At 29.3% G+C, this 21,695-nt stretch carries 22 protein-coding genes; 1 reads left to right on the top strand and 21 read right to left on the bottom strand.

Annotated features, from left to right (window positions below):
• Positions 1–98 precede the first annotated feature (98 nt).
• From J418_RS0102445 to J418_RS0102425, 5 genes are all read right to left on the bottom strand, one after another.
• Positions 99–998 carry a phosphate ABC transporter substrate-binding protein gene (locus tag J418_RS0102445; RefSeq protein ID WP_017894722.1) on the bottom strand — a complete coding sequence of 300 codons (900 nt, stop codon included), beginning with the start codon at positions 996–998 and terminating at the stop codon, positions 99–101.
• 295 nt (positions 999–1,293) lie between these two features.
• The gene (gene pnpS / locus J418_RS0102440) at positions 1,294–2,997 is read right to left on the bottom strand and encodes a two-component system histidine kinase PnpS (protein WP_017894721.1); all 1,704 of its coding nucleotides are present in this window, start codon (positions 2,995–2,997) and stop codon (positions 1,294–1,296) included.
• A 10-nt stretch (positions 2,998–3,007) separates the two neighbouring features.
• Positions 3,008–3,703, bottom strand: coding sequence for a response regulator transcription factor (locus J418_RS0102435; RefSeq protein ID WP_017750688.1), 696 nt, complete (start codon positions 3,701–3,703; stop codon positions 3,008–3,010).
• A gap of 50 nt (positions 3,704–3,753) precedes the next feature.
• Positions 3,754–4,461 carry a peptidoglycan editing factor PgeF gene (pgeF, locus tag J418_RS0102430; RefSeq protein ID WP_017894720.1) on the bottom strand — a complete coding sequence of 236 codons (708 nt, stop codon included), beginning with the start codon at positions 4,459–4,461 and terminating at the stop codon, positions 3,754–3,756.
• Between the two features lie 203 nt (positions 4,462–4,664).
• On the bottom strand, positions 4,665–6,941 hold the full coding sequence (locus tag J418_RS0102425; protein WP_017894719.1) for a cell wall-binding repeat-containing protein: 2,277 nt from the start codon (positions 6,939–6,941) through the stop codon (positions 4,665–4,667).
• A 218-nt stretch (positions 6,942–7,159) separates the two neighbouring features.
• On the opposite strand from J418_RS0102425, the gene J418_RS0102420 reads away from it, so the two are divergent.
• Positions 7,160–8,323, top strand: coding sequence for a YibE/F family protein (locus J418_RS0102420; RefSeq protein ID WP_017894718.1), 1,164 nt, complete (start codon positions 7,160–7,162; stop codon positions 8,321–8,323).
• 45 nt (positions 8,324–8,368) lie between these two features.
• Here J418_RS0102420 and J418_RS0102415 read toward each other — a convergent pair whose 3' ends face one another.
• The 16 genes from J418_RS0102415 to J418_RS0102340 form a co-directional block, all read right to left on the bottom strand.
• Positions 8,369–8,659, bottom strand: coding sequence for a hypothetical protein (locus J418_RS0102415; RefSeq protein WP_020381123.1), 291 nt, complete (start codon positions 8,657–8,659; stop codon positions 8,369–8,371).
• A gap of 20 nt (positions 8,660–8,679) precedes the next feature.
• The gene (locus tag J418_RS15860) at positions 8,680–9,051 is read right to left on the bottom strand and encodes a CBS domain-containing protein (RefSeq protein ID WP_023625193.1); all 372 of its coding nucleotides are present in this window, start codon (positions 9,049–9,051) and stop codon (positions 8,680–8,682) included.
• Positions 9,041–9,385 (bottom strand): EAL domain-containing protein, encoded by a 345-nt coding sequence (locus tag J418_RS15855; protein ID WP_023625192.1) that lies wholly within the window; start codon positions 9,383–9,385, stop codon positions 9,041–9,043. The genes J418_RS15860 and J418_RS15855 overlap by 11 nt, the downstream gene beginning before the upstream one ends.
• A gap of 67 nt (positions 9,386–9,452) precedes the next feature.
• Entirely contained in the window at positions 9,453–9,857 is a 405-nt protein-coding gene (locus J418_RS15850) for an EAL domain-containing protein (protein ID WP_023625191.1), read from the bottom strand.
• A gap of 128 nt (positions 9,858–9,985) precedes the next feature.
• Positions 9,986–10,267: a hypothetical protein gene (locus J418_RS0102395; protein ID WP_017894716.1), complete on the bottom strand. Its 282-nt coding sequence runs from the start codon at positions 10,265–10,267 to the stop codon at positions 9,986–9,988.
• A gap of 284 nt (positions 10,268–10,551) precedes the next feature.
• Positions 10,552–11,007 carry a transcriptional regulator NrdR gene (gene nrdR, locus J418_RS0102390; protein WP_017750694.1) on the bottom strand — a complete coding sequence of 152 codons (456 nt, stop codon included), beginning with the start codon at positions 11,005–11,007 and terminating at the stop codon, positions 10,552–10,554.
• A 143-nt stretch (positions 11,008–11,150) separates the two neighbouring features.
• Complete coding sequence (locus J418_RS0102385; protein ID WP_017750695.1) at positions 11,151–11,441, bottom strand: YlmC/YmxH family sporulation protein; 291 nt, start codon at positions 11,439–11,441, stop codon at positions 11,151–11,153.
• Between the two features lie 43 nt (positions 11,442–11,484).
• Positions 11,485–12,258 (bottom strand): RNA polymerase sporulation sigma factor SigG, encoded by a 774-nt coding sequence (gene sigG / locus J418_RS0102380; RefSeq protein ID WP_017750696.1) that lies wholly within the window; start codon positions 12,256–12,258, stop codon positions 11,485–11,487.
• A gap of 73 nt (positions 12,259–12,331) precedes the next feature.
• Positions 12,332–13,039 carry an RNA polymerase sporulation sigma factor SigE gene (sigE, locus tag J418_RS0102375; protein WP_017750697.1) on the bottom strand — a complete coding sequence of 236 codons (708 nt, stop codon included), beginning with the start codon at positions 13,037–13,039 and terminating at the stop codon, positions 12,332–12,334.
• 75 nt (positions 13,040–13,114) lie between these two features.
• Positions 13,115–13,900, bottom strand: a complete 786-nt coding sequence (spoIIGA, locus tag J418_RS0102370) for a sigma-E processing peptidase SpoIIGA (protein ID WP_017750698.1) — start codon at positions 13,898–13,900, stop codon at positions 13,115–13,117.
• A gap of 202 nt (positions 13,901–14,102) precedes the next feature.
• A complete protein-coding gene (gene ftsZ / locus J418_RS0102365; protein ID WP_017750699.1) occupies positions 14,103–15,236 on the bottom strand; it encodes a cell division protein FtsZ in 1,134 nt (377 codons plus the stop codon).
• 16 nt (positions 15,237–15,252) lie between these two features.
• Positions 15,253–16,527, bottom strand: a complete 1,275-nt coding sequence (ftsA, locus tag J418_RS0102360) for a cell division protein FtsA (protein WP_017894715.1) — start codon at positions 16,525–16,527, stop codon at positions 15,253–15,255.
• Positions 16,528–16,701: 174 nt separating this feature from the next.
• Positions 16,702–17,976 carry a glycosyltransferase family 2 protein gene (locus tag J418_RS0102355; protein ID WP_017750701.1) on the bottom strand — a complete coding sequence of 425 codons (1,275 nt, stop codon included), beginning with the start codon at positions 17,974–17,976 and terminating at the stop codon, positions 16,702–16,704.
• A 95-nt stretch (positions 17,977–18,071) separates the two neighbouring features.
• Positions 18,072–19,121: a type IV pilus twitching motility protein PilT gene (locus tag J418_RS0102350; protein ID WP_017894714.1), complete on the bottom strand. Its 1,050-nt coding sequence runs from the start codon at positions 19,119–19,121 to the stop codon at positions 18,072–18,074.
• A gap of 111 nt (positions 19,122–19,232) precedes the next feature.
• Positions 19,233–19,940 carry an RNA polymerase sporulation sigma factor SigK gene (sigK, locus tag J418_RS0102345; RefSeq protein WP_017750703.1) on the bottom strand — a complete coding sequence of 236 codons (708 nt, stop codon included), beginning with the start codon at positions 19,938–19,940 and terminating at the stop codon, positions 19,233–19,235.
• A 68-nt stretch (positions 19,941–20,008) separates the two neighbouring features.
• The gene (locus tag J418_RS0102340; RefSeq protein ID WP_017894713.1) at positions 20,009–21,679 is read right to left on the bottom strand and encodes a penicillin-binding transpeptidase domain-containing protein; all 1,671 of its coding nucleotides are present in this window, start codon (positions 21,677–21,679) and stop codon (positions 20,009–20,011) included.
• Between the last annotated feature and the right edge of the window lie 16 nt (positions 21,680–21,695).

The raw sequence follows: 21,695 nt of genomic DNA, 5'->3' as shown, positions 1-21,695 counted from the left end.
ATCAACCTCAAATTTAATTTTATTATGTGTTGTAATAATTTAGAAAAACTCAACAAATGGTTGACTGTGTTTGAAAACAGTCAACCTACAGAAAATTACTATTTTGCTTTAATATCACTCATTGGAATATATCCAAGCTTAGTTATTGTTTCTTTGTTGGCATCATCTAATACATACTCTATAAATGCCTTTGAAAGTTCCTTTGGTTCTCCTTTTGTATACATATGTTCATAAGACCAGAATGGATATTTTCCACTTTCTATATTTTCATTAGTAGCTTCTACGCCATCTATCTTTAAAGGTTTTACATTTTGTTTAACCGCATCTGACAAGTATGATAATGCTAAATAACTTATAGATCCTTTTGTAGTTTTTATAGCATTTTCTACATTTCCATTAGAATCCTGTGTTGTACCAAGACCTTCTTTTTCATCTTTTCCACCCATTACAGTATCCTTAAATGTAGCTCTAGTACCAGATGACTTAGTCCTATTAATAACCTGTATAGGAGTATTATCTCCTCCAACCTGACTCCAGTTTGTTATTTCTCCTGTAAATATCTTCTGAATCTGATCTTTAGTTAAGCTATCAACTTTAGTAGAAGAATTTACAACTACAGCAAATCCTATACCACAAACCTTATTATCTACTAACTGTTTTGCCTTATCTTGAGATAATTTTGATTCTGCAGCAACATCAGAATTACCAATATCAGCAGTTCCATTTAATGCCAAGTTTAATCCAGTACCGCTTCCGCCACCTTGTACATTTACAGTAACACCTGAATTTTTATCCATAAAAGTTTTGCCAAGTTGTTCTGCCAATGGCTGTAATGCAGTAGAGCCTGCCAATGTTATTGATCCAGATAATTTTTTTGTCTCAGTACCTTTAGTCCCTCCATCTTTACTAGTAGAAGTGGATCCACATCCTGTAAAGGCTCCAGCTAATACTGTAATTGCCATAGCTACAACAAGAGCTTTTAAACTTTTTTTCTTCATAATAATTATAGACCTCCTCAAATTTGCATTGGAATATTTTATAACCATAGTTAGTACATATATAATATTATTACACAAAAGTTAATGATTTATTATTGCTATGTTAATTAAATTTAACAATGGCAGGGGCTTGACTCTTCCCAAAAAGTCTGTATACTTCTATGAGGTGAGTGTTTTAGCCATTCATCTTTATGAGTATAAAAGATTATTTCTATTTAAAGTTATCTTTTATTTTAAATTTTTGATGAAAAAACTAACGCTAGCTTTAAGTTAAGCTAGCGTTGTATTAAAATTATTAATTTACTGGAATTTGCACAATAAATTTACTGCCTACTCCAATCTTACTTTCAACTTTTATTTTTCCATTAAAAGAAATTACAATATGTTTAACTATAGCAAGTCCTAGTCCTGTACCACCTTGACTTCTTGACCTAGCTTTGTCTACTCTATAAAATCTTTCAAACAATCTCTGTTTATGTTCTTCAGATATTCCAACTCCATTGTCCTCTACCCATATTATGGACTTATTCGCATCAAATTTTGTACCTATTTTTACTCTACCACCATTATCAGAATATTTAATTGCATTATCTATAAGGTTTATTATCATCTGTTTAAATCTGTCTTTATCTCCATAAATATCAGGTACTTCTGAAATATTAGTTTCTATATGTATGTCTTTCTTCTTAGCAGAACTCGACATAAGATAACATACATCTCTTATTACAGAATTTATATCAATTCTATCTTTTACAACTTCTTTATTGTTCTCTATATTGGAAAGTGTTAAAATATCATCTATAAGTCTTGTTAATCTATTGGCCTCATCATCTATTATATTTAAAAACTTATTTTTATTCTTATCATCTTTCACATATCTTAGTGTTTCAGAAAAACCTCTTATGGAAGTCAATGGCGTTTTCAATTCATGAGAAACATTAGCTACAAATTGAGATCTCATGTTTTCCAGCTTCTTAATATCTGTTATATCCTGAACTACCGCTACTGTACCAATTCTATTATGATCTCCGTTTATTATATTGGCAGTTTTCACCCTCAAATTTCTTTCTTTTGGCCACAATATTTTTATTTCTCTATAATCTGTATCGTCATATTTAAATATATCTTCTAATTCAAAATCTCTTATACTGTCCATTAAATTTTCTCCGATTATATCTCTATTTATTCTAAACATATCTTTAGCGTATGGATTAATCATTATTATTTTATTATTAGTATCCACTGCAATAACTCCACTATCCATACTTTTCAATATAGCCTCAAGTTGGTTATTCTGGGATGCAAAATCATTTAATATTAATTCAAGTTTATCTGCCATATTATTAAAAGTATTAGCCAATTTTCCGATTTCATCTTTACTTCTTATATTGACTCTCCTATCTAATTGACCATTAGCCATATCAAAAGTTATTTTTTGAAGTTTCTTGACAGGTCCAACTATAGATTTAGAAAACTTATTTAAAAGTAGAATAGATATACCTATAGAAAGCATCATTATTATAATGTAGTATTTAAGATATGCATTTTCAAATCCTTTTACTACCTGCATTGTCATAGAACTTCTAACTATATATCCATCTTTCATCCTAGTTGCAAAATAGAGTGTATTTTTTTTTGTAGTTACACTTATTCTTATGTCATATCCAATTCCATTTTTTCTGGCTTCTTCTATTTCTTTTCTTGAATTATGGTTCTCCATATATTGTTCATGTGCTACTGAATCACTTATTACCTTACCATTTCTATTTATATATGTATCCCTTATAATTCCATTTTTAAAATTATTTTTTAAAAATTCACTTTTATCTTTATCGTCTTTCATTTCAAGAGTATTTATTATAATTTGATTGTTTATTTTCAAAGTGCGTTTCATGTTTTCTACATATTCATGATTTTGAATTATTATAAACAAGATAGTCATTATAATAAGACTAGTTACAAGTGTTCCAAGCATATATATCATTAATTTTTTTTTCATAAAATCACCACTAATTTTCAGAATTAAATCTATATCCTATTCCTCGAATAGTTTCAATATATTTAGGGTTTTTATCATCATCTTCAATTTTCTGTCTTATATGTCTTATATGAACATCTACAGTTCTTGTCTCACCTACATATTCATAACCCCATACTTTATCCAAAAGAAAGTCTCGTGTCATAACTCTTCCTTTATTTTTTATAAGAATTTGCAAAAGTTCAAATTCTTTAAGAGTTAATTCTATCTTTTCACTATTTTTCAATACTTCATGTTTTTCAAAATTTATATTTATGTTATCAAAAGCATAACTTTTATTTATTTCTTTCACTGTAGTTCTTCTAAGTACTGCTTTCACCCTGGCTAACAATTCTCTTACAGAAAATGGTTTAGTAACATAATCATCCGCTCCAAGTTCTAATCCCAGTACTTTATCAAATTCTTCTCCCTTAGCAGTTATCATTATAATAGGAATAGAGAATAAATTAGGATTTCTTTTTATTTCTTTACACACATCATATCCATCCATCCCTGGCAACATTAAATCAAGTAATATCAAATTAGGCATATCTTTTTCCACTTTTGATATTGCATCCACTCCATTGTGGGATATTATAGTTTTATATCCATTATTCTCGAGATTAAATTTGATTAACTCACATATATGTTCTTCATCATCTACTATTAATATTTTATCTTGTGACATAATATACCTCCATTTATATCAGCTCAAAAAATTTATTTTGCGTGTATAATCTAATTCAAATATAGGAATGAAAATTGTCTGCCACATTTTTTGTTTTTTCTATAAGAATGTAGTTTATATTCACTGCTACAAGATGTGCATATATCTAGGCAATTTATATTTCTATCTTTAATTCCTTTATCTTTTAATTGATACAATAAACATTTCTTCAAATCTAAATTATTATTAACAAATATATCTTTATCTTTATAAAACATTGAATTTTTAAATTTAGCAATTAATTCCTCACCAACAGTATAACAACATACCCCTATATGTGGTCCAATGTACACCTTAATATTCTCAACATTACTTTTATATTCTCTTTCTAATTTTTCAATGGCTTTAGAAAGTATAAGATTATATGTTCCTCTCCAACCACTGTGTACGGCAGCAATTATACCTTTCTCCTTGTCATACAAAAGAATTGGAACACAATCTGCATTAAATACACCCACTGCTATATTAGATTCTCCGGTAAATATTCCATCTGCATCTTCTATTTTATTTTTATAGATAATCAATTTATCTCCATGAACCTGGCTTAAATATCCTACATTTTTTAATTTAAACCACTTTTTTAAATTTTCCATATTTCTTCTACCTGAAACTGTTGCCTTATTAAAGTCTAAATTATTTTTAGCCGTTGAAAATACAGCCGTTGCTCCACCTAAATCTATTTTTATAAATTCATATCCCTCGATTAAAATATTTTCCATCTTTATCCTCCAAAATTTATGATTAATTAATACTTCAATCAATATTTTAACATTATTTATTTATGAATTACACTTTATATATATAATTTAAATTTGTTAACTTAAATTTAACATAGAAAATATAATATAAAAACCCTATAAGTAAGTATAGCTTGTTTACTATACCTGCTTATAGGGTAAATACCCTTTATTAAATTGATTTTTTATTGCAGAAGTTTATCAACAGTATTTTGAGATACTACACCTTCTCCACCGAGAATATAGATTTGATTTACAGTTGCTAATCCTGATTTAATATAAGTTTTTAAATCATTTGAATTACCATCTCTATTGAGTAGTATGATTGGTGCCTTTTCCTTGCCTGCTGCAGAAGATCCACAGAGAGCATCTGCAAAATCATTTCCTGATGAAATATAAATATTTGATAAATTGTATTTATCATTAAATTTATTTAATACAGCAAGATTTGTAGTATATCTATCTTTTCCTGATATTCTTGCAGCTCCTAGAGTCTTAACTACACTGTCACTTACAACTCCAGTTCCACCAACTACATACATTTTACTACTATTGTCTTTTACATATTGCAAAGTAGCATTAGTTAGCTTATTTCCATTTATCAAGAGTACCGGACTTCCCGATGAAGCTGCATAGGATGATATTGATAGCCCATCTGCAAAGCCTTGTCCTGAAGCTATGAATATTTGTTCAGGTTTGCTTATCTTTTTAGCAACTTCAAGTGAAGTAGCATATCTATCTGATCCCGATATTCTCTGTACATTTATTTTCATTTTCTTTACAGCATTTTCTACTGAACTTGATACAACTCCAGTACCTCCAATTATATATACGTTTTTAACTTTTAATCTTGAAAGTTCTGATGATGTATTATTATCAAGTGAGTTGCTTGAAGTTAATAATATTGGTGCATTTATCTGTTTTGCAAAAGGTGCTGCACTAAGTGCATCAGCAAATGCTTCTCCAGAAACCACTACTGCTGAATCAGCACTAGTCCATTTATTTTGTGATATTTTTGCTGAAGTCTCGTATCTATTTTGTCCACCCAATCTTACCTGTTTAGGTGATTCTGTCTTGGTTATAGTATAGGTATCAACAACTTCCATATTATCAGTTCTATATGTTGTAATTTTAAAGTTATTATCATCTATACTTACATTTGAAAATGTTGGAACGTGATCCTGCCATTTTACAGCTTCATAGTAGTTTTTCTGGTCGGGTTCCTTTATTTCATAGTACTTACTTCCACTTGCTGAGTTTGCTGTTACATAAAGGATTCCTTCTGGATTTGTAACTTTTCCATCCTTTGAATCTTCAACACTAACTGCTTTTCCACCTAACATCTGATTACTTCTCGTATAACAGTGGTCATGTCCATCCAATACTACATCTATTCCAAGTTCCTCAAAAACTTCCGGATGTGTAAGTCTTCTTTGAGCTATATCATCATCTTTTTCATGATTTGCAGAACTGTAGATTGAATGATGCATTCCTACTATCTTCCATTTTACATTTGGATTTGCTGCTATTGCCTGCTGCATAAATGCTTTGTGGTCTTCTGCATTTATATCATTACTGTTCAGCATCATAAATAGTGTATTTCCATAAACATAATAGTAGTCATTTCCAGTAGTTCCATTACTCTTGTCTGATTCAAATCCATTGTTGCTGAATATACCATATTTATCGGACATATTAGGGTAATTAAAATGTGTACTATGTCCAGGGCCATATCCCTCGTGGTTACCTGCAATTGTTACAAGAGGTGTGTTTTTAACTTGGGAAGGTTTGAAGAACTGATCATATTCTCCTTCATTTTTAACTGATCCATTTTCATCCTTGGATTCCTTACCGTTGTTTACCTGATCTCCTATTGACATTATAAAATCTGTATTTGTGAATTTAGCTAAAGCTTTATTTAATGTATCTACCCAGCCGTCTCCATCTTTAGCTATATCACCACTGGCACCAATCTGTGGATCTCCTGCAAATAGGAAATTGATCCCTTTGGATATATCCTGTGTAGTATAGTTGTCAACTGAACTCCAGTTAGTTCCGTCACCTACTCTGTATACATATGCTGTAGCCTGTTTTAATCCTGTTACTGTTACCTTGTTTGAAGTGTATCCATCATTTCCTTCTGACTTCTGTCCTTTGAAAGTCTTTGCCTTGTCTTCTGGAAAAGTACTTCCGGTCATGTCAGATTTTAATGCAACTTGTACCTGTGGATCTGATGTACTCTTTGAATACCATGCAAAGTTTAGCTGTGACTGGTCTGCTCCAGGTGCAAAGGTTATATCCTTTATATCTGGATTAGTTCCTTCTAATGTAACTGATTGACTTTTTTCTGTATTTTCAGCTGCTCTGGCAGACATTGGAACCATAAGACCTGAAGACACAACTAAAAAGCACAGCATGAATGATGCTGTTTTTGATACCAATTTTTTAAGATGCTGATTCATGAACTTTCCCCCTTATATGATTTGGTTAACATTTATTAATTGCATACAATACGCATTTTATCACCACTTATTTATTTCTTCTGTCTTGTTCATGTAAAATTCATGTAAAACAATAATAACATTTTTGTATTTAACTTAAATTTTACACAATCTTTATCACTACCTTGCATTGCTATTATAAAATTAAAAAATATATAAATATAAAACGGAGGAATATCATGATTAAATCTTCAAAAATATTTCAAATATCAATTTTTGTAATAGCTGCACTGCTATTTGGCATTTTTTTATACCACTTTAATGTAAGCCATCCTGTAACATACAACAAACAAAATGGGAAATCCTATGTGAAGTATGAAAAAGCACAAGTATTATCAGTAAAAAACATATCTTTAAAACAATTCAAGCAATCTAAAAATACATATTTTGGCACCCAACAATCTCAAATTAAAATTCTTACAGGAGAGCATAAAGGTGAAATCAAAAATGTAACAAATTATTTAAGTGATACACACAATGTATATTTAAAACCAAATATGAAAATAGTATCAGAAATATCTACAGCTAATGGAGGCAGCTATAGTGTATCAATATATAATTACTATAGAGCCAAAACACAATATATATTTATATTCATTTTCTTTGCCGCTCTTTGTATAATAGGTGGTAAGAAAGGATTTAGGTCTGTTATCGGTCTTGTTTTTACTTTAGCATGTATAATATTTTTATTTGTTCCTATGCTATATAGAGGATACTCTCCAATTTTCGCTGCAATACTTATAATAATTATAACAAGTTGTGTTTCACTGTTTTTATTAAATAACTGGAGTGCAAAAACTTTATCAGCTATATTGGGCACTATATCCGGAGTTATAATTGCAGGTATAATTGAAGCCATCTTAGGACATTTTTCTCACTTGTCAGGACTCAATTTAACTGATGTAGAAAGCTTGAATATGATTTCGAATGTATCTGGTATGAAGGTACATGAATTATTGGCCGCAGGAATTCTAATAGCGTCTTTAGGAGCTGTAATGGATCTAAGCATATCAATTGCTTCTTCCATACAGGAGATATATATGTCTAATCCCGGTATGAATAAAAAAGAACTATTCAGATCAGGAATGAATGTAGGAAGAGATATGATGGGTACTATGGCAAATACCTTGATTTTAGCCTTTGCAGGAGCATCTCTTACCATGATTATAATAATTTATTCCTACAATGTCAGTTATAATCAACTTATCAACATGGACATGGTAAGCTTGGAAATAATCCAGGGATTAACTGGAAGTATGGCAATAATTTTTACAGTACCACTTGTTTCATTTATCTCATCAGAAATTATTATAAGATCTTCAAAACAAAAGTCATTAAATTAACTATAAAGGACAATAGCTTATTGTTAAGCTATTGTCCTCATATTTTTATTTAATTTTAATTTTAACTTTAAATTGATCTACTATGTCAATAAGTTTTTTTGCATTATTGGCATTTTCAACAGTATCTAAAGATATATCTGCATTTTTCTGTTCTATTAAATTCATATTGTCAAGTATATTTATTGCCGCATCTGTACATTTTCCAACAGAATCATTAATACCACTAATTACATTTGAAATTTGCTGCTGTGACGAATTTATATCATCAGTAAGAACATAAAAATTTTTTATATAGGATTTGATTTTGATTCCGTCATTTTGATATTCCTTACTCATTTTTATTACTTTAAAATTATTTAAATCAGCGTAAACCAAAAAAAGTTACTGTCACAGTTCAAAATATTATTAAGAGTTGTGTTTATAATTTTATTTCCAGGAAGTCCTGTTAGAGGATTAAGATTTTTTGCATTATTTTTTTCAAATTTTACAGTATACTCAAGTAAATTTTTAATAGTCACAATTCCACAGTATTTATTTTCTTTTGTAACTATAACATAGTCATATATTCTTTTAGAATCCCTTGACATTGCAATTTTGGATACATTACTTATAGTATTGTAGTAATCGAATATTAATGGAGATGAATCCATAATCAATGATACAGGACGTTTTAAAAAAACGGAATTACCATATTGAGTAGCAAGTATATAATCAAGATTATGCTGCATAATTATCCTTTACAATGCATACACCTGTAACACTTGAAAATTCAAAAAATTTTTTCACCTGTTTGTTAGAGGCTGTTAAAGAAAATGTTGGATTTTTTTGTACAATATTACCTATATAGCTTATTTCAGATTTGAGTTGATTTTGCCTTATATTATTATACTTGATTATCTTCTTCTTTATATCTTCAGATATATCAAGAAATTTTTTATATGGTCTCTGAAGTAAATATCCCTGACCTGTTGAAACTCCAAGATTTATTAATTTTAGAAGCTCTTTTTCAGTTTCAATTCCCTCTGCAATAATCTTCATATTTGTAAAATGTGCTAATGACACAAAATTCCTTACAAGCTATTGTTTAAATTCATCTTTATCTATTACACTTATAAACGATATATCTATTTTAATGTAGTGGGGTTTTGTCTCCATTAGTGTCTTGAGTCCTGAATATCCTGTTCCCATATCTATGTTTTTTTAAGAACTCCCTAGTAAATCCCTTTCTAAATCTTTCATCCTTAAATATTTTAGGATCTACATTTATAAAAAGTAATTTATCTTTATCTATCATCTTTGCCCTTTCAATAGCTTTTTCTCTACATAATAATTCAAGTTCCCATATTCTATCACATTCTTCCGCAGTTGAGAAAAGATTCTCTGGTAAATGCAAAGGTGAATCTTCCGGTCCTCTACTTAAAGCTTCATAACCTATAACAGAGCCGTTTTCAAGAGATATGATAGGTTGAAATACAGTATTGATACTTTCACTTTTTAATATTTTTTCCAGTTCATATTTATATTTTAGATTCATTTCTACACCAACTGTCTTAATAATTATTTGTTAAATATAATTAATAATCCTATTAAGTCCATATATTAACTACCCTTTTCCATTACAACTAAAAGATATCAGCTAGGTAAAATAATAGTGCATTTTATCTAGCTGATATTTTGAATCTCAATTGTAAATTCTGGTGAATCGCATATTATTCGTTTCACTATATTTTTAAATACATTTTCAAATATACTTTTTATAATCTTATCTGAACAGGAATATATGATATCAAAACTAAGTATGTTATTAGTAATAAAAGAACTAACTATCTTAATGTAGTTATACTTTTCAATTTCAGATGGTATATTTTCAATAAAAAAGTCAATTAATATATTAAAATTTTTTAAATCAGTTATTATTTTACATGTAGCTAATTTACTGTCCATTTTTATTTCCCCTTTTGATTTTAATATATGACCCTTATTTATCTTATATATTTTATTTTAAGTTTCTAGTATTAAAATAAAATTGTATTTATGTTAAATTTGCATAAATACAGACAAAATATTTTTATTTAATTTGAAAAAAATAAGTATCAACAACCGCAACTAGTAGTTGTCAATACTTATCCTTTAATTATAAAAATGGATTAATTTTATTATACCAACTAATCACAAAGAAATTGTTTAGTTTATGTTAAATTATAATTAAAAATCCACCTATATATATTTTATTCTTTTGAAATAAGCTTCCTTATCTCCTCCATAAAAGTATTTATATCTTTAAATTGCCTATATACAGATGCAAATCTTACATATGAAACCTCATCTATTTCCTTAAGACTTCTCATGACCAATTCTCCAATATCTGTTGAACTTATTTCGGTTATCATTTTATTGTTTATCTTTTTCTCAATGTCATCTGCTATACCCTCAAGTTGTTTTCTGGAAACAGGTCTTTTCTGACATGCTTTTATAAGACCATTTAATATTTTATTTCTGTCAAAGTATTCTCTATCCATATTTTTCTTTATAACTAATATAGGCAAGTCTTCAATTTTTTCATATGTGGTATATCTCTTTTTACAGCCGAGACATTCTCTTCTTCTTCTAATGGCTCTACTGTCCTCAGTAGATCTTGAGTCAATAACTTTACTATCTGTATAACCACAATAAGGGCATTTCACTTCTCTTCACGTCCTTCTTTTATAATTATATATATTATACACTTTTTTCTTATTAATTTCATCATATAGCAAATTAAAACATTTTTATATATTAAAAAGAATAAGCACAAGGAGAATAATAATATTATCCTTGTGCTTATTCTTTAATCATTTACAATATCTTTTCCATCTACAAGAAGTACATCTATACCTATCTTGTTTACATTCTCCCAAGCTATCTCTATGTCTTCACTTTTTCCAAACAAACTAATTTTAGATGTCTGTGAAGGCAATATTATAGAAATAATTCTATTTTCATCACAATCTATCTTTAAGTCTTTTATAAATCCTAGTTTTGCTCCCGTATTTATGTCTATAATCTCCATGGCCATTAAACTTGCCAATGAATATAATGAAACATTCTCTTCTTCCATATTATTTTCATTATTCTCCATATTATATGTAACCCCCATTAATATTACTTACAATATAAATATATTATATATATTTTTTCATATGCCTCAATGCCGTCTTTTCTAATCTGGATACTTGAGCTTGAGATATTCCTATTTCATCTGCTACTTCCATCTGCGTCCTACCATCGAAGAAACGCAAATTCAATATAAGTTTTTCCCTATCATTTAACTTCTTCATTGCCTCTTTTATAGATATATCTTCAAGCCAATTTTCATCAACATTCTTAGTATCACTTATTTGGTCCATAACATATATGGCATCTCCTCCATCTCTATATATGGGTTCAAATAATGATACTGGATCTTGAATTGCATCCAATGCAAATACTACTTCTTCCCTTGGCATATTCAATTCCTTGGATATTTGTGATATAGTAGGTTCTTTATTATTCTCTTTTATAAGCTTATCTCTAGCTTGAAGTGCCTTATAAGCTATATCTCTAAGTGATCTACTTACTCTTATTGAATTGTTATCTCTTAGATATCTTCTTATTTCACCTATTATCATAGGAACTGCATAAGTAGAAAATTTTACATTTTGACTTAAATCAAAATTATCTATTGCTTTTATAAGACCAACACATCCGACCTGAAATAGGTCATCTGCATTTTCACCTCTATTGTTAAATCTCTGTATTACACTTAAGATAAGTCTTAAATTTCCCTTTATAAATTTTTCTCTAGCTTTAAGATCTCCATTTCTTGTCTTAATAAGAAGTTCCTTCATCTCTTTTTCCTTTAGAACTGGCAATTTTGAAGTATTTACGCCACAAATTTCAACCTTGTTAATTATCATGCAATCAGCCCCTTTAGAATATATAGCATTTTAAGTATTTACTAAGATGCTATATTTTATACTAAAGACATGCTCATAACATTTTATTTATTTCTTTTTTTAGTCTTTTTATTATTCTCTTTTCTAATCTGGATATATACGACTGAGATATACCAAGCATATCTGCTACTTGCTTCTGAGTTCTTTCAGTATACCCATTTAATCCAAATCTCAGATTAACTATTTTCTTTTCTCTTTCATTTAATTTTTGCATTGCCATAACTAACAGTTGTTTGTCTACTTCATCTTCTATCAAATCATAAACTATATCATTATCTGTGCCAAGTATATCAGACAGTAATAATTCATTTCCATCCCAATCTACATTCAATGGCTCATAAAAAGATATTTCAGCTTTTACTTTATTATTTCTTCTTAAATACATCAATATTTCATTTTCTATACATCTGGATGCATATGTTGCCAATTTAATTTTTTTGTTGGGATCAAAAGTATTTACTGCTTTTATTAATCCTATTGTACCCACTGATATCAAATCTTCTACATTGACTCCAGTATTTTCGAATTTCCTTGCTATATAAACAACTAGTCTTAAATTTCTTTCAATTAATGTGGATCTTACTTTTTCATCTCCTGATACCAATTTAAGTACCAAATCCTGTTCTTCCTCTTTACTAAGTGGTGGAGGAAGTACTTCGCTTCCTCCTATGTAGTATAAATTTTTTACAAAAATTTTAAATTTTAACATGCACCTGTTTAATAATACAGTTAGCTTAATCATAATTTTCCTCCAATTAATCATAGTTTTTAATTCTATATCTAATGTCCAAACTTATTTTTTGTCAAATAGTTATTACTAAATTACTCCTCTAGGTAATAATGCATGGTAATCACTGAATTCACTTAGCTTGTCCTCGCAAAATGCAATTATAGCTTCTCTTATCTCTGTATCTCTCCCTAAATCTATTTTAACTGCCTTTGGTCTAAATCCAGTTAATTTACCTCGCTTTCCATTCACAACCCTGTATGGTATATAGAATTTATCATAATTTTCAATATTAGTATTATAAAATACTGATTTTTCAACTATTATTACCGGAAGATTGGTAGCAGGCTCTTTTAATTCATTTCCTGTATCTAAAAACGCTTTCACCTTTTTACTGCCATTGTTCAATATGATATCAATATTAAAAATCAAGGTAGTCAGCGTTTTTCTATCTCTTATGTATATAACTAATCTATCAATTAAAATATACACAATCATAATAGAGCCTAAGAGCCATTTATAAGAAAAATCGTATAAATTATATGTACTAGTATTGTACTGGATGAACATACATATTCCAGCTAAAAGCATAGAATACATTATAAATATGCAAAAAGCCTTAAAATTAAAAATAATTTTCTTATTTCTAAAGGTTATTAATATTAATATAAATGCTATTAATATTTTAAAAAACAGACTAGAAAACATTGCAAAACGTGGATAAATTATTGTTATGACATAAACTGCACCTAAAAAAGATGATAAGAACATGTATCTTAATTTAGTTTTTACCCTAAGAGTTTTAGCTGTTATATACATCAGGAAAAAATTTACCACCATATTTATAAAAATTAAGACATCAAGAAATACAATCAATATAAACCATCTCCCCTATATCCTTTCCAATATTTATTTTTATTATATACTTATTATCTTCAAAATTTTGTCATTTTATAATCATATACAATATTTTTATTTTCTATAATATGCCATAGTATTTAAATTTATGCGAAAGGTAGATAAGAAATGGACAAATAAAAAAAGCATGTACAGTTTATTACACTATACATGCTTTTTGTTATTTTCTCTGTCTTCTCAGAAATGCCGGTATTTCAAGATCTTCATTATCAAGATCTCTATATTCAGATGTGGCAGCTGCCTCGTTTTTATTATTAATACGATCATTATCTAATCTATTCTCAAATTTATTTCTATTTAAATCCTGTTTTAAATTATCATTGGCTTTTGATTTAATTCTATCTTCTTCAAACCCAGTAGCTATCACTGTAATTCTTATTTCATCCTTTATGTCTTCATCTATAACTGCACCAAATATAATATTAGCATCTGGATCTGCAGCATCTTGTACAATTTCTGCAGCCTCATTTATTTCAAGCAATCCCAGATCAGCACCACCTGTTATGTTTAAAAGTACTCCTGTAGCTCCTACTATTGAAGTCTCAAGAAGAGGACTGGATATGGCCTGCTTAGCAGCATCTTGAGCTCTATTATCGCCATTTCCTCTTCCTACGCCCATGTGAGCAAGTCCTTTGTCTATCATAATTGTCCTAACATCTGCAAAATCCAAGTTTACAAGTCCAGGAATAGTTATAAGATCTGATATACCTTGTACACCTTGTTTTAATACGTCATCTGCAAATTTAAATGACTCCATTAATGTAGTTTTTTTATCAACTATAGACAATAATCTTTCATTTGGAATAGTAACTAAAGTATCTACTCTATCCTTTAAGTTATTTATTCCTTCTTCGGCATGTATCATCCTTTTTCTTCCTTCAAAAGGAAACGGTTTTGTAACTACACCTACTGTAAGTATGCCCATAGATTTAGCTGTTTCAGCAATTACAGGGGCAGCTCCAGTACCGGTTCCTCCTCCCATACCTGCAGTTATAAAAACCATATCTGCTCCTTTTATAGCCTGGGATATTTCATCCTTACTCTCATCTGCAGCCTTTTGTCCTATTTCAGGATTTGCCCCGGCTCCAAGACCCTTAGTAAGCTTTTCTCCTATCTGTATTTTCTGAGAAGCTTGTGAAAGCATTAACGCCTGCTTATCTGTATTTATAGCTATAAATTCTACATTCTTCAGCCCCTCTGTTATCATCCTGTTTACAGCGTTGTTTCCACCGCCTCCACAACCTATTACTTTTATTTGAGCAAATTGTTGAACATCAACATCAAAATCTAGCACAATAATACCCTCCCTATTAGAAAAAGTCTGTAAAAAATTCTTTTATTTTTGATACAAACCCACTATTTTCATAATTTTCTTTTTCCCTAGTACTTGCTTCTGTCCAATTTTCATAGCTTTTCTTGTTATTATCTTCATATTCATTAATCTTATTTTCATGTTTAACTTTCATTGAACTAGCTGCATCTTCAACAATACCTGCAACTACAGCATATATTGGACTAGATGCTCCTATATAATTTGGACTACCAATTCTAACTGGTTTCTCTAATATTTTTCTACTAAATTCTTCTATACCTTTTATTTGAGATATTCCACCACCAACTATAACTATTTCTGATATGTTTTCATAATTTTTAAGAAATTTTAACTTGTTATTTATCATAAGCAACAGTTCTTCTACCCTTGCTTCTATCACTTCAACAAGAATATTATAGTCTATATGAGTTTTACCATTATATCCGCTGTTGACTTCTATTTTCGACGACTTGTCTTTATTAAAATATCCAACAGCCCCATACTTTTTCTTTAGTTTTTCTGCACAAGATATTGGAACCTTTAAGCATACGGAAATATCATTTGTTATAGTATTTCCTCCTAATCCTATTGTATTTATATCGTTTATTTTTCCTCCTTCATAATCATAAATATTTACCGAATCTGCACCCATATCTACAAGTATAACTCCTCTTTGAATCTCTTCTTCTTTTAATACAACCTTTGATATGGCCATAGGTTCAAAAACTAATCCCATTACTTTAATTCCTGCTTTATTTACACTTTTAAAAAGATTATTCACTATAGTGGATTGTGCCAAAATTACTTGTGCATCAACTTCCAACCTAACGCCACTCATACCTATAGGATCTTTTATCTTATCATAACCATCAATTATATATTGTTGTGCTATTACCCCTATTACCTCTTTATCGCTTGGAATTGTGATAATTTTTGCTGCTTTTAAAACTCTTTTTACATCATTTTCCGTTACTTCTCCATCCTCTGACGATACAGCAACTATGCCCTTACTTTGCATAAGTTCACTTAACCCACCTGGAAGTGCAATATAGGCTCCCTGTATTTTTATATCTATCATTCTTTCTAATTCATATATACACTTTTTTATGGACTCAGAAGTACTATCTATATCTACTACTACTCCCTTTTTCACTCCGTTACACTCAGAAGATGTAATTCCCATTATTTGCATTTTACCGTATTTATCTAATTTGCCTGCAGCTGCACATATATTAAATGATCCAATATCTATTCCTATTATATAATCGCTCATCAAATATTTACCCCCTGTAAGAGAACCATCAAACATATATATTCAACAAAGAATTAGAATTTCCTCTTATTATTTTATCATATTTTGATAAAATCTAAAATATAATCAAAGCACATTATTCAATATATAGTAAAAGGAAAAGGTTAAGACCTTTTCCTAAAATCCACTTAAATCTTAATTAGCTTTTTTAAGATCCTTCATTTTTACACTTCTAGTATGCACTGTATGACTCCATTCCTTGTTATTTTTATTCAAAATACCCTGAATTGAAATTGGAAACCATGATAATACATACAATGGATATATTATGTAATATAGGAATATTTTAAAGCTTAATTTTTCTTCCAAAATTAATACAAAAGGAGTATATGCATATTGAAATATAGAAGCAACTATGGTTAAAATAGTAAATAGGCTTATGTTTATAGAATACACTACAGTATTAAAATTCGATATTACATTATACGTAACCATAAAGTGTTGTACTAACCCACTTATAGCTGAAATACCTATCAAAACTGTAACTATAGGTTGAATACTATATAAGGCACAATCAAAAGGTATAAAACTAAAACTTGTTACACCTTTTTTCAATAATTTAAAAAAATATCTGCTTGCTACATCAGTAAATCCTTGCATCCATCTTTTTCTCTGTCTCCATGATTGCCTTAATGTAAGGGGTTTTTCATCATATACTATAGCCTTATGTGCCCATCCTATTTTATAACCATGAAGTATAAGCTTACAGGTAAATTCTAGATCCTCTGTAAGACAAGTAGCTCCCCACCCTAGCTTTTTTAACATATTTGTCTCTATACAAAATCCCGTTCCTCCAAGTTGGGTAGATAGTCCCAAATTACTCTTGGCAAGTTGAAACATTCTATTATTAGTCCAAAATGCAATAGAATAACTACCTGTAATCCACGTATCCTGAGGATTCTTACTATCCAAATAACCCTGTACAACTTTATATCCTTCACATAATTTTTTATTCATTTCTTTTAGAAAATCCTTATGTACTAAATTATCTGCATCAAATATGGCAACTGAGGAATATTTTTTTCTCATTTTAAATAACTTGTTAAACATCCATTCCAAGGCATATCCTTTACCTTTTTTATCTTTATTAAATCTCTCATATACAATGGCACCTTTTTCTCTTGCCTTTTTTGCAGTCTTATCCGTACAATTATCCGCAACTACAAAAATATCATATAATTCTTTTGGATAATCAAGCGCCTTTAAGCTTTCTACAATACCATCGATTACGATTTCCTCATTATGAGCAGCTACAATAAGTGCAAAACTAAATTTTGCTTTAACTTCTTTATCATCCTTCTTTTTCCACAATCCAAAAAAAGATATACATAAATAATATAATGATATTATGTAAACGCCATAAGTTAAAATACGAGAGGCATTATGAATTATTTCCTTAAAGATGTTCACTCTAATCCCCCTTACTTTATTGTTATTTTATCATAAATGTTCATTAATTACTATAATATAAATTTTAATAATTGGCAAACATTTAGGGGATTATTTTACAGCATCCTTTTTAACATTTCCTTATCAACTGCATATCCAAGTGCTGCCTCAGAAGATATCAAACCTTTTTTATATAATTCTGACAGACATATATCCATAGTTTTCATACCATATTTTCTTCCTGTTTGCATAGATGATTCAATTTGATGTGTTTTGCCTTCCCTTATCATATTTTTTATAGCAGGAGTTGATATCATTATTTCAAAAGCTGGAATTCTTTCTTGACCATCTGCACTAGTTATAAGCTGCTGAGATATTATTCCCCGTATAACAGCAGCTAGTTGTATTTTTACTTGCTGCTGTTGATGAGGAGGAAATACATCTATAATTCTATCTATTGTTTTTGCCGCACCTATGGTATGTAATGTAGAAAATACTAGATGTCCAGTTTCAGCTGCTGTTAAAGCAATAGATATTGTATCTAAATCCCTCATTTCTCCCACTAAAATTATATCAGGATCCTCTCTAAGAACAGCCCTTAATGCACTCGAATAACTAAATGTATCTTTACCTATTTCTCTTTGATTTATAATAGATTTATTGTGTTTATGCAAATATTCTATTGGATCTTCTAAAGTTATTATATGTGCTGATCTAGTTGAATTAATTTCATTTATCATTGCGGCTAGTGTAGTACTTTTACCACATCCAGTTGGTCCTGTTACCAAAACTAATCCTCTATTATATGATGTAAGCTCTTTTAATACTTTTGGAAAATTAAGCTCATTTAAAGTTGGTATTTTCAATCCTACTACCCTTATTGCAATTGCAGTACTTCCCCTTTGCTTAAATACATTAACCCTAAATCTTCCTATTCCGGATACTGAAAATGAGCTATCACATTCTCCATGTTTAATATAACTGTCATAATTGTCTTCAAGTATCTCCTTTGCATATTTTTCTGTATCTTCAGATTTTAATTTTTCATTTGTTACTCTATTCAACTTTCCATTTACTCTTATAACTGGTGGTATACCAACAGTTAAATGTAAATCTGATGCTTTTTTTTCAACAGTAATTTTTAATAAATATTTTAGTGAATCCACTTTATTTCCCCTTTCAGACATATCAAAAGATATTTCAGCTAATCATACATTTCACTATTATTATTCGTATTATATTAAAAAATTTTTATATATTTTTTAATCTTAAGAATATTAACTTCCCTTCTTACCGTAATTTAACTCCTTATATAATTTTTTTAGTGCCTTCTTTTCAATTCTAGATACATAGGATCGCGATATTCCAAGCAACTTTGCTATCTCTCTTTGAGTCCTAGGCTTGCTTTCAGAAAGTCCATATCTCATCTCTACTACACACTTTTCACGAGTTGTAAGACATGTATTTATTTTTGAGTATAATTTTCTTACCTGTATCTTGTGGTCTACAATTTCAACTATTGAATCCTCATCGCTTCCAAGAACATCCATAAGTGATATTTCATTGCCTTCTTTATCAATACCTATAGGATCTTGAAGGTACACTTCACTTTTTATCTTCTTATTGTTTCTTATTAGCATAAGTATCTCATTCTCAATGCACTTTGCCGCATAAGTTGCAAGTCTAGTACCTTTTGATTGATCAAATGAATCTATTGCTTTTATTAAACCTACTGTTCCTATAGAAATTAAATCATCTATATCCTTCCCCGGATAAGAATATTTTTTTACAATGTGAGCCACTAATCTTAAATTTCTCTCAACTAAGACAGTTTTGGCTAACAGGTCCCCTTCTTTTAATTTTGTTAAATAGTGCTTTTCCTCCTCATTATTTAGAGGTTGTGGAAATGAATTGTTATTTGTAACATAGGCAGTCATAAATAACATGTTATTAATAATATCCAATAAGCAATTTGTTAAAAACACAGCTGCTCCTCCTAATAGTGCTTATTAATATATTATGAAGGTGCTTTTAAAAAAGTGCATATATATAATTAATTTTTTGTCATACTGTGTTTTAAATTTAAAACTATATCTCTAAAAATAGGTGCAGCTGTATTTCCTCCACTTTCATCATCTTTATTTATATCTTGAACAAATACTACCATTGAATAATTTTTTCCACCTATATTAAAGAAACCTATGAACCAACCATCAGAATGCTCTTTTATTGATTTGTCTTTACCTGAAGCTTCCATTCTTTCAGTACTTCCAGTTTTTCCACCTATTTCAATCTCCTTTAAATTAGCTGCCATACCCGTACCGTTTTTTACTACACTTATCATCTGTTTTTTCATTTCATCTGCAGTTGACTTTTTCAGCAATTGATTGCTGTTATATGTTAATTTTTCCAATGTTTTATTGTTATTGTCTACATATGCATCAATTATGTGGGGTTTTACATATATACCTGAATTCACTACTGTATTTGGTATGCTTATTGCTTCAATTGGAGTTATTCTTATATTTTGACCTATAGAAGCCAATCCCAAGCTTCCATCAGAAGTTTTAGGTTCTTTTACTTCAAAAGCTCCTGACTTTTCACCGTCAAAATCCAATACTTTATCAAATAACCCTTGGCTTTTGGCATTTTTAAAAAAGCTCTTAAAGCCAACTTTAGTACCTATTTGAGCAAAAATATCATTACGTGAAACTGTCAAAGCTTCTTCTGGTGTCATACTTCCATAACGCAATTCATCTTTCTTTTCATAAGTTCCAGTACATTTAAATTTATCAAAAGGTGATATTGTATTTTCATCCAATCCTGCTTCTTCCACAATAATTTTAAATATAGAACCTGGAAAAAATCCATTGTTTGTAGAAACTCCCAAATTCACATTTGGTTTGCTGTCATCTTTTTGTACTATAGCTTTTATGTCTCCAGTGTTTGCCTCCATCAGAACTACTCCAATCTGACTAAACTTTTTATTGCTATAGCTGTCTAATATTGTCTTTATATTATCTTGAATACCTCTATCCAGTGTAAGTCTTACATTTATATTGTTTTTATTTATCTTGTTTGTCTGTCCTATTATATTATTGTTTACATCTTTTTGAAAAACAATTTTAGATATTTTGTTGTCTTTAGTTTTATCGTACAACTGTGTCTCAATAGAATCCTTAGACTTCTTGGAATCATCCTGAGTTCTATTTGGGTTTATAAGTAAATTTTCAAGTTTCCACGCACCCTCCTTTTTGACAGGAGTATATTTATAAGCATAGAACCCTTTTATTCCCTTCAAATTTTTTACCTTATTATAGGTACTTTCATCTATTTCATAATACAATTTTTGACTCGTCTTCAGAGTTCCAATTTTTGAAAGATCATAATCTTTATTATAATTTCTAAGAGTATATATCAAGGTGAGAATTTTTTCAGATTTTATATCCTCGTTATCCCCTACAAATATATCTGGACATATAACAGCATAATACTTTTTATTATAATCCAACAGTTGCTTTCCATTTGAATCAAATAGCATAAAATTTGCATCTGTTGTATTTTCATTATATGAATATTGAGAATTAGCCATAACACTCAATTCACCATAATCTAAATGTTGAATTTTTACTACTTTAAATACTAGAATGAAAAATACAACAGCAATTATTATAAAAATTTTTAATTGTCTTTTACTTATTCTATTTCTATCTATTTCAAACATAAAAAACACCTCACCT

It is taken from the genome of Clostridium tyrobutyricum DSM 2637 = ATCC 25755 = JCM 11008, from assembly GCF_000359585.1.
Classification (GTDB): Bacteria; Bacillota; Clostridia; order Clostridiales; family Clostridiaceae; genus Clostridium_B; species Clostridium_B tyrobutyricum.
Note: the sequence above shows the minus strand (reverse complement) of the source record. Positions and strands in the feature narration are given on the sequence as shown.

Bases quoted from the DNA above. Each gene is read 5' to 3' on its own strand.
- J418_RS0102445 (WP_017894722.1), bottom strand. From the start codon at position 998: ATGAAGAAAAAAAGTTTAAAAGCTCTTGTTGTAGCTATGGCAATTACA.
- pnpS (WP_017894721.1), bottom strand. From the start codon at position 2,997: ATGAAAAAAAAATTAATGATATATATGCTTGGAACACTTGTAACTAGT.
- J418_RS0102435 (WP_017750688.1), bottom strand. From the start codon at position 3,703: ATGTCACAAGATAAAATATTAATAGTAGATGATGAAGAACATATATGT.
- pgeF (WP_017894720.1), bottom strand. From the start codon at position 4,461: ATGGAAAATATTTTAATCGAGGGATATGAATTTATAAAAATAGATTTA.
- J418_RS0102425 (WP_017894719.1), bottom strand. From the start codon at position 6,941: ATGAATCAGCATCTTAAAAAATTGGTATCAAAAACAGCATCATTCATG.
- J418_RS0102420 (WP_017894718.1), top strand. From the start codon at position 7,160: ATGATTAAATCTTCAAAAATATTTCAAATATCAATTTTTGTAATAGCT.
- J418_RS0102415 (WP_020381123.1), bottom strand. From the start codon at position 8,659: ATGAGTAAGGAATATCAAAATGACGGAATCAAAATCAAATCCTATATA.
- J418_RS15860 (WP_023625193.1), bottom strand. From the start codon at position 9,051: ATGCAGCATAATCTTGATTATATACTTGCTACTCAATATGGTAATTCC.
- J418_RS15850 (WP_023625191.1), bottom strand. From the start codon at position 9,857: ATGAATCTAAAATATAAATATGAACTGGAAAAAATATTAAAAAGTGAA.
- J418_RS0102395 (WP_017894716.1), bottom strand. From the start codon at position 10,267: ATGGACAGTAAATTAGCTACATGTAAAATAATAACTGATTTAAAAAAT.
- J418_RS0102385 (WP_017750695.1), bottom strand. From the start codon at position 11,441: ATGGAGAATAATGAAAATAATATGGAAGAAGAGAATGTTTCATTATAT.
- sigG (WP_017750696.1), bottom strand. From the start codon at position 12,258: ATGATAATTAACAAGGTTGAAATTTGTGGCGTAAATACTTCAAAATTG.
- sigE (WP_017750697.1), bottom strand. From the start codon at position 13,039: ATGATTAAGCTAACTGTATTATTAAACAGGTGCATGTTAAAATTTAAA.
- ftsA (WP_017894715.1), bottom strand. From the start codon at position 16,527: ATGAGCGATTATATAATAGGAATAGATATTGGATCATTTAATATATGT.
- J418_RS0102340 (WP_017894713.1), bottom strand. From the start codon at position 21,679: ATGTTTGAAATAGATAGAAATAGAATAAGTAAAAGACAATTAAAAATT.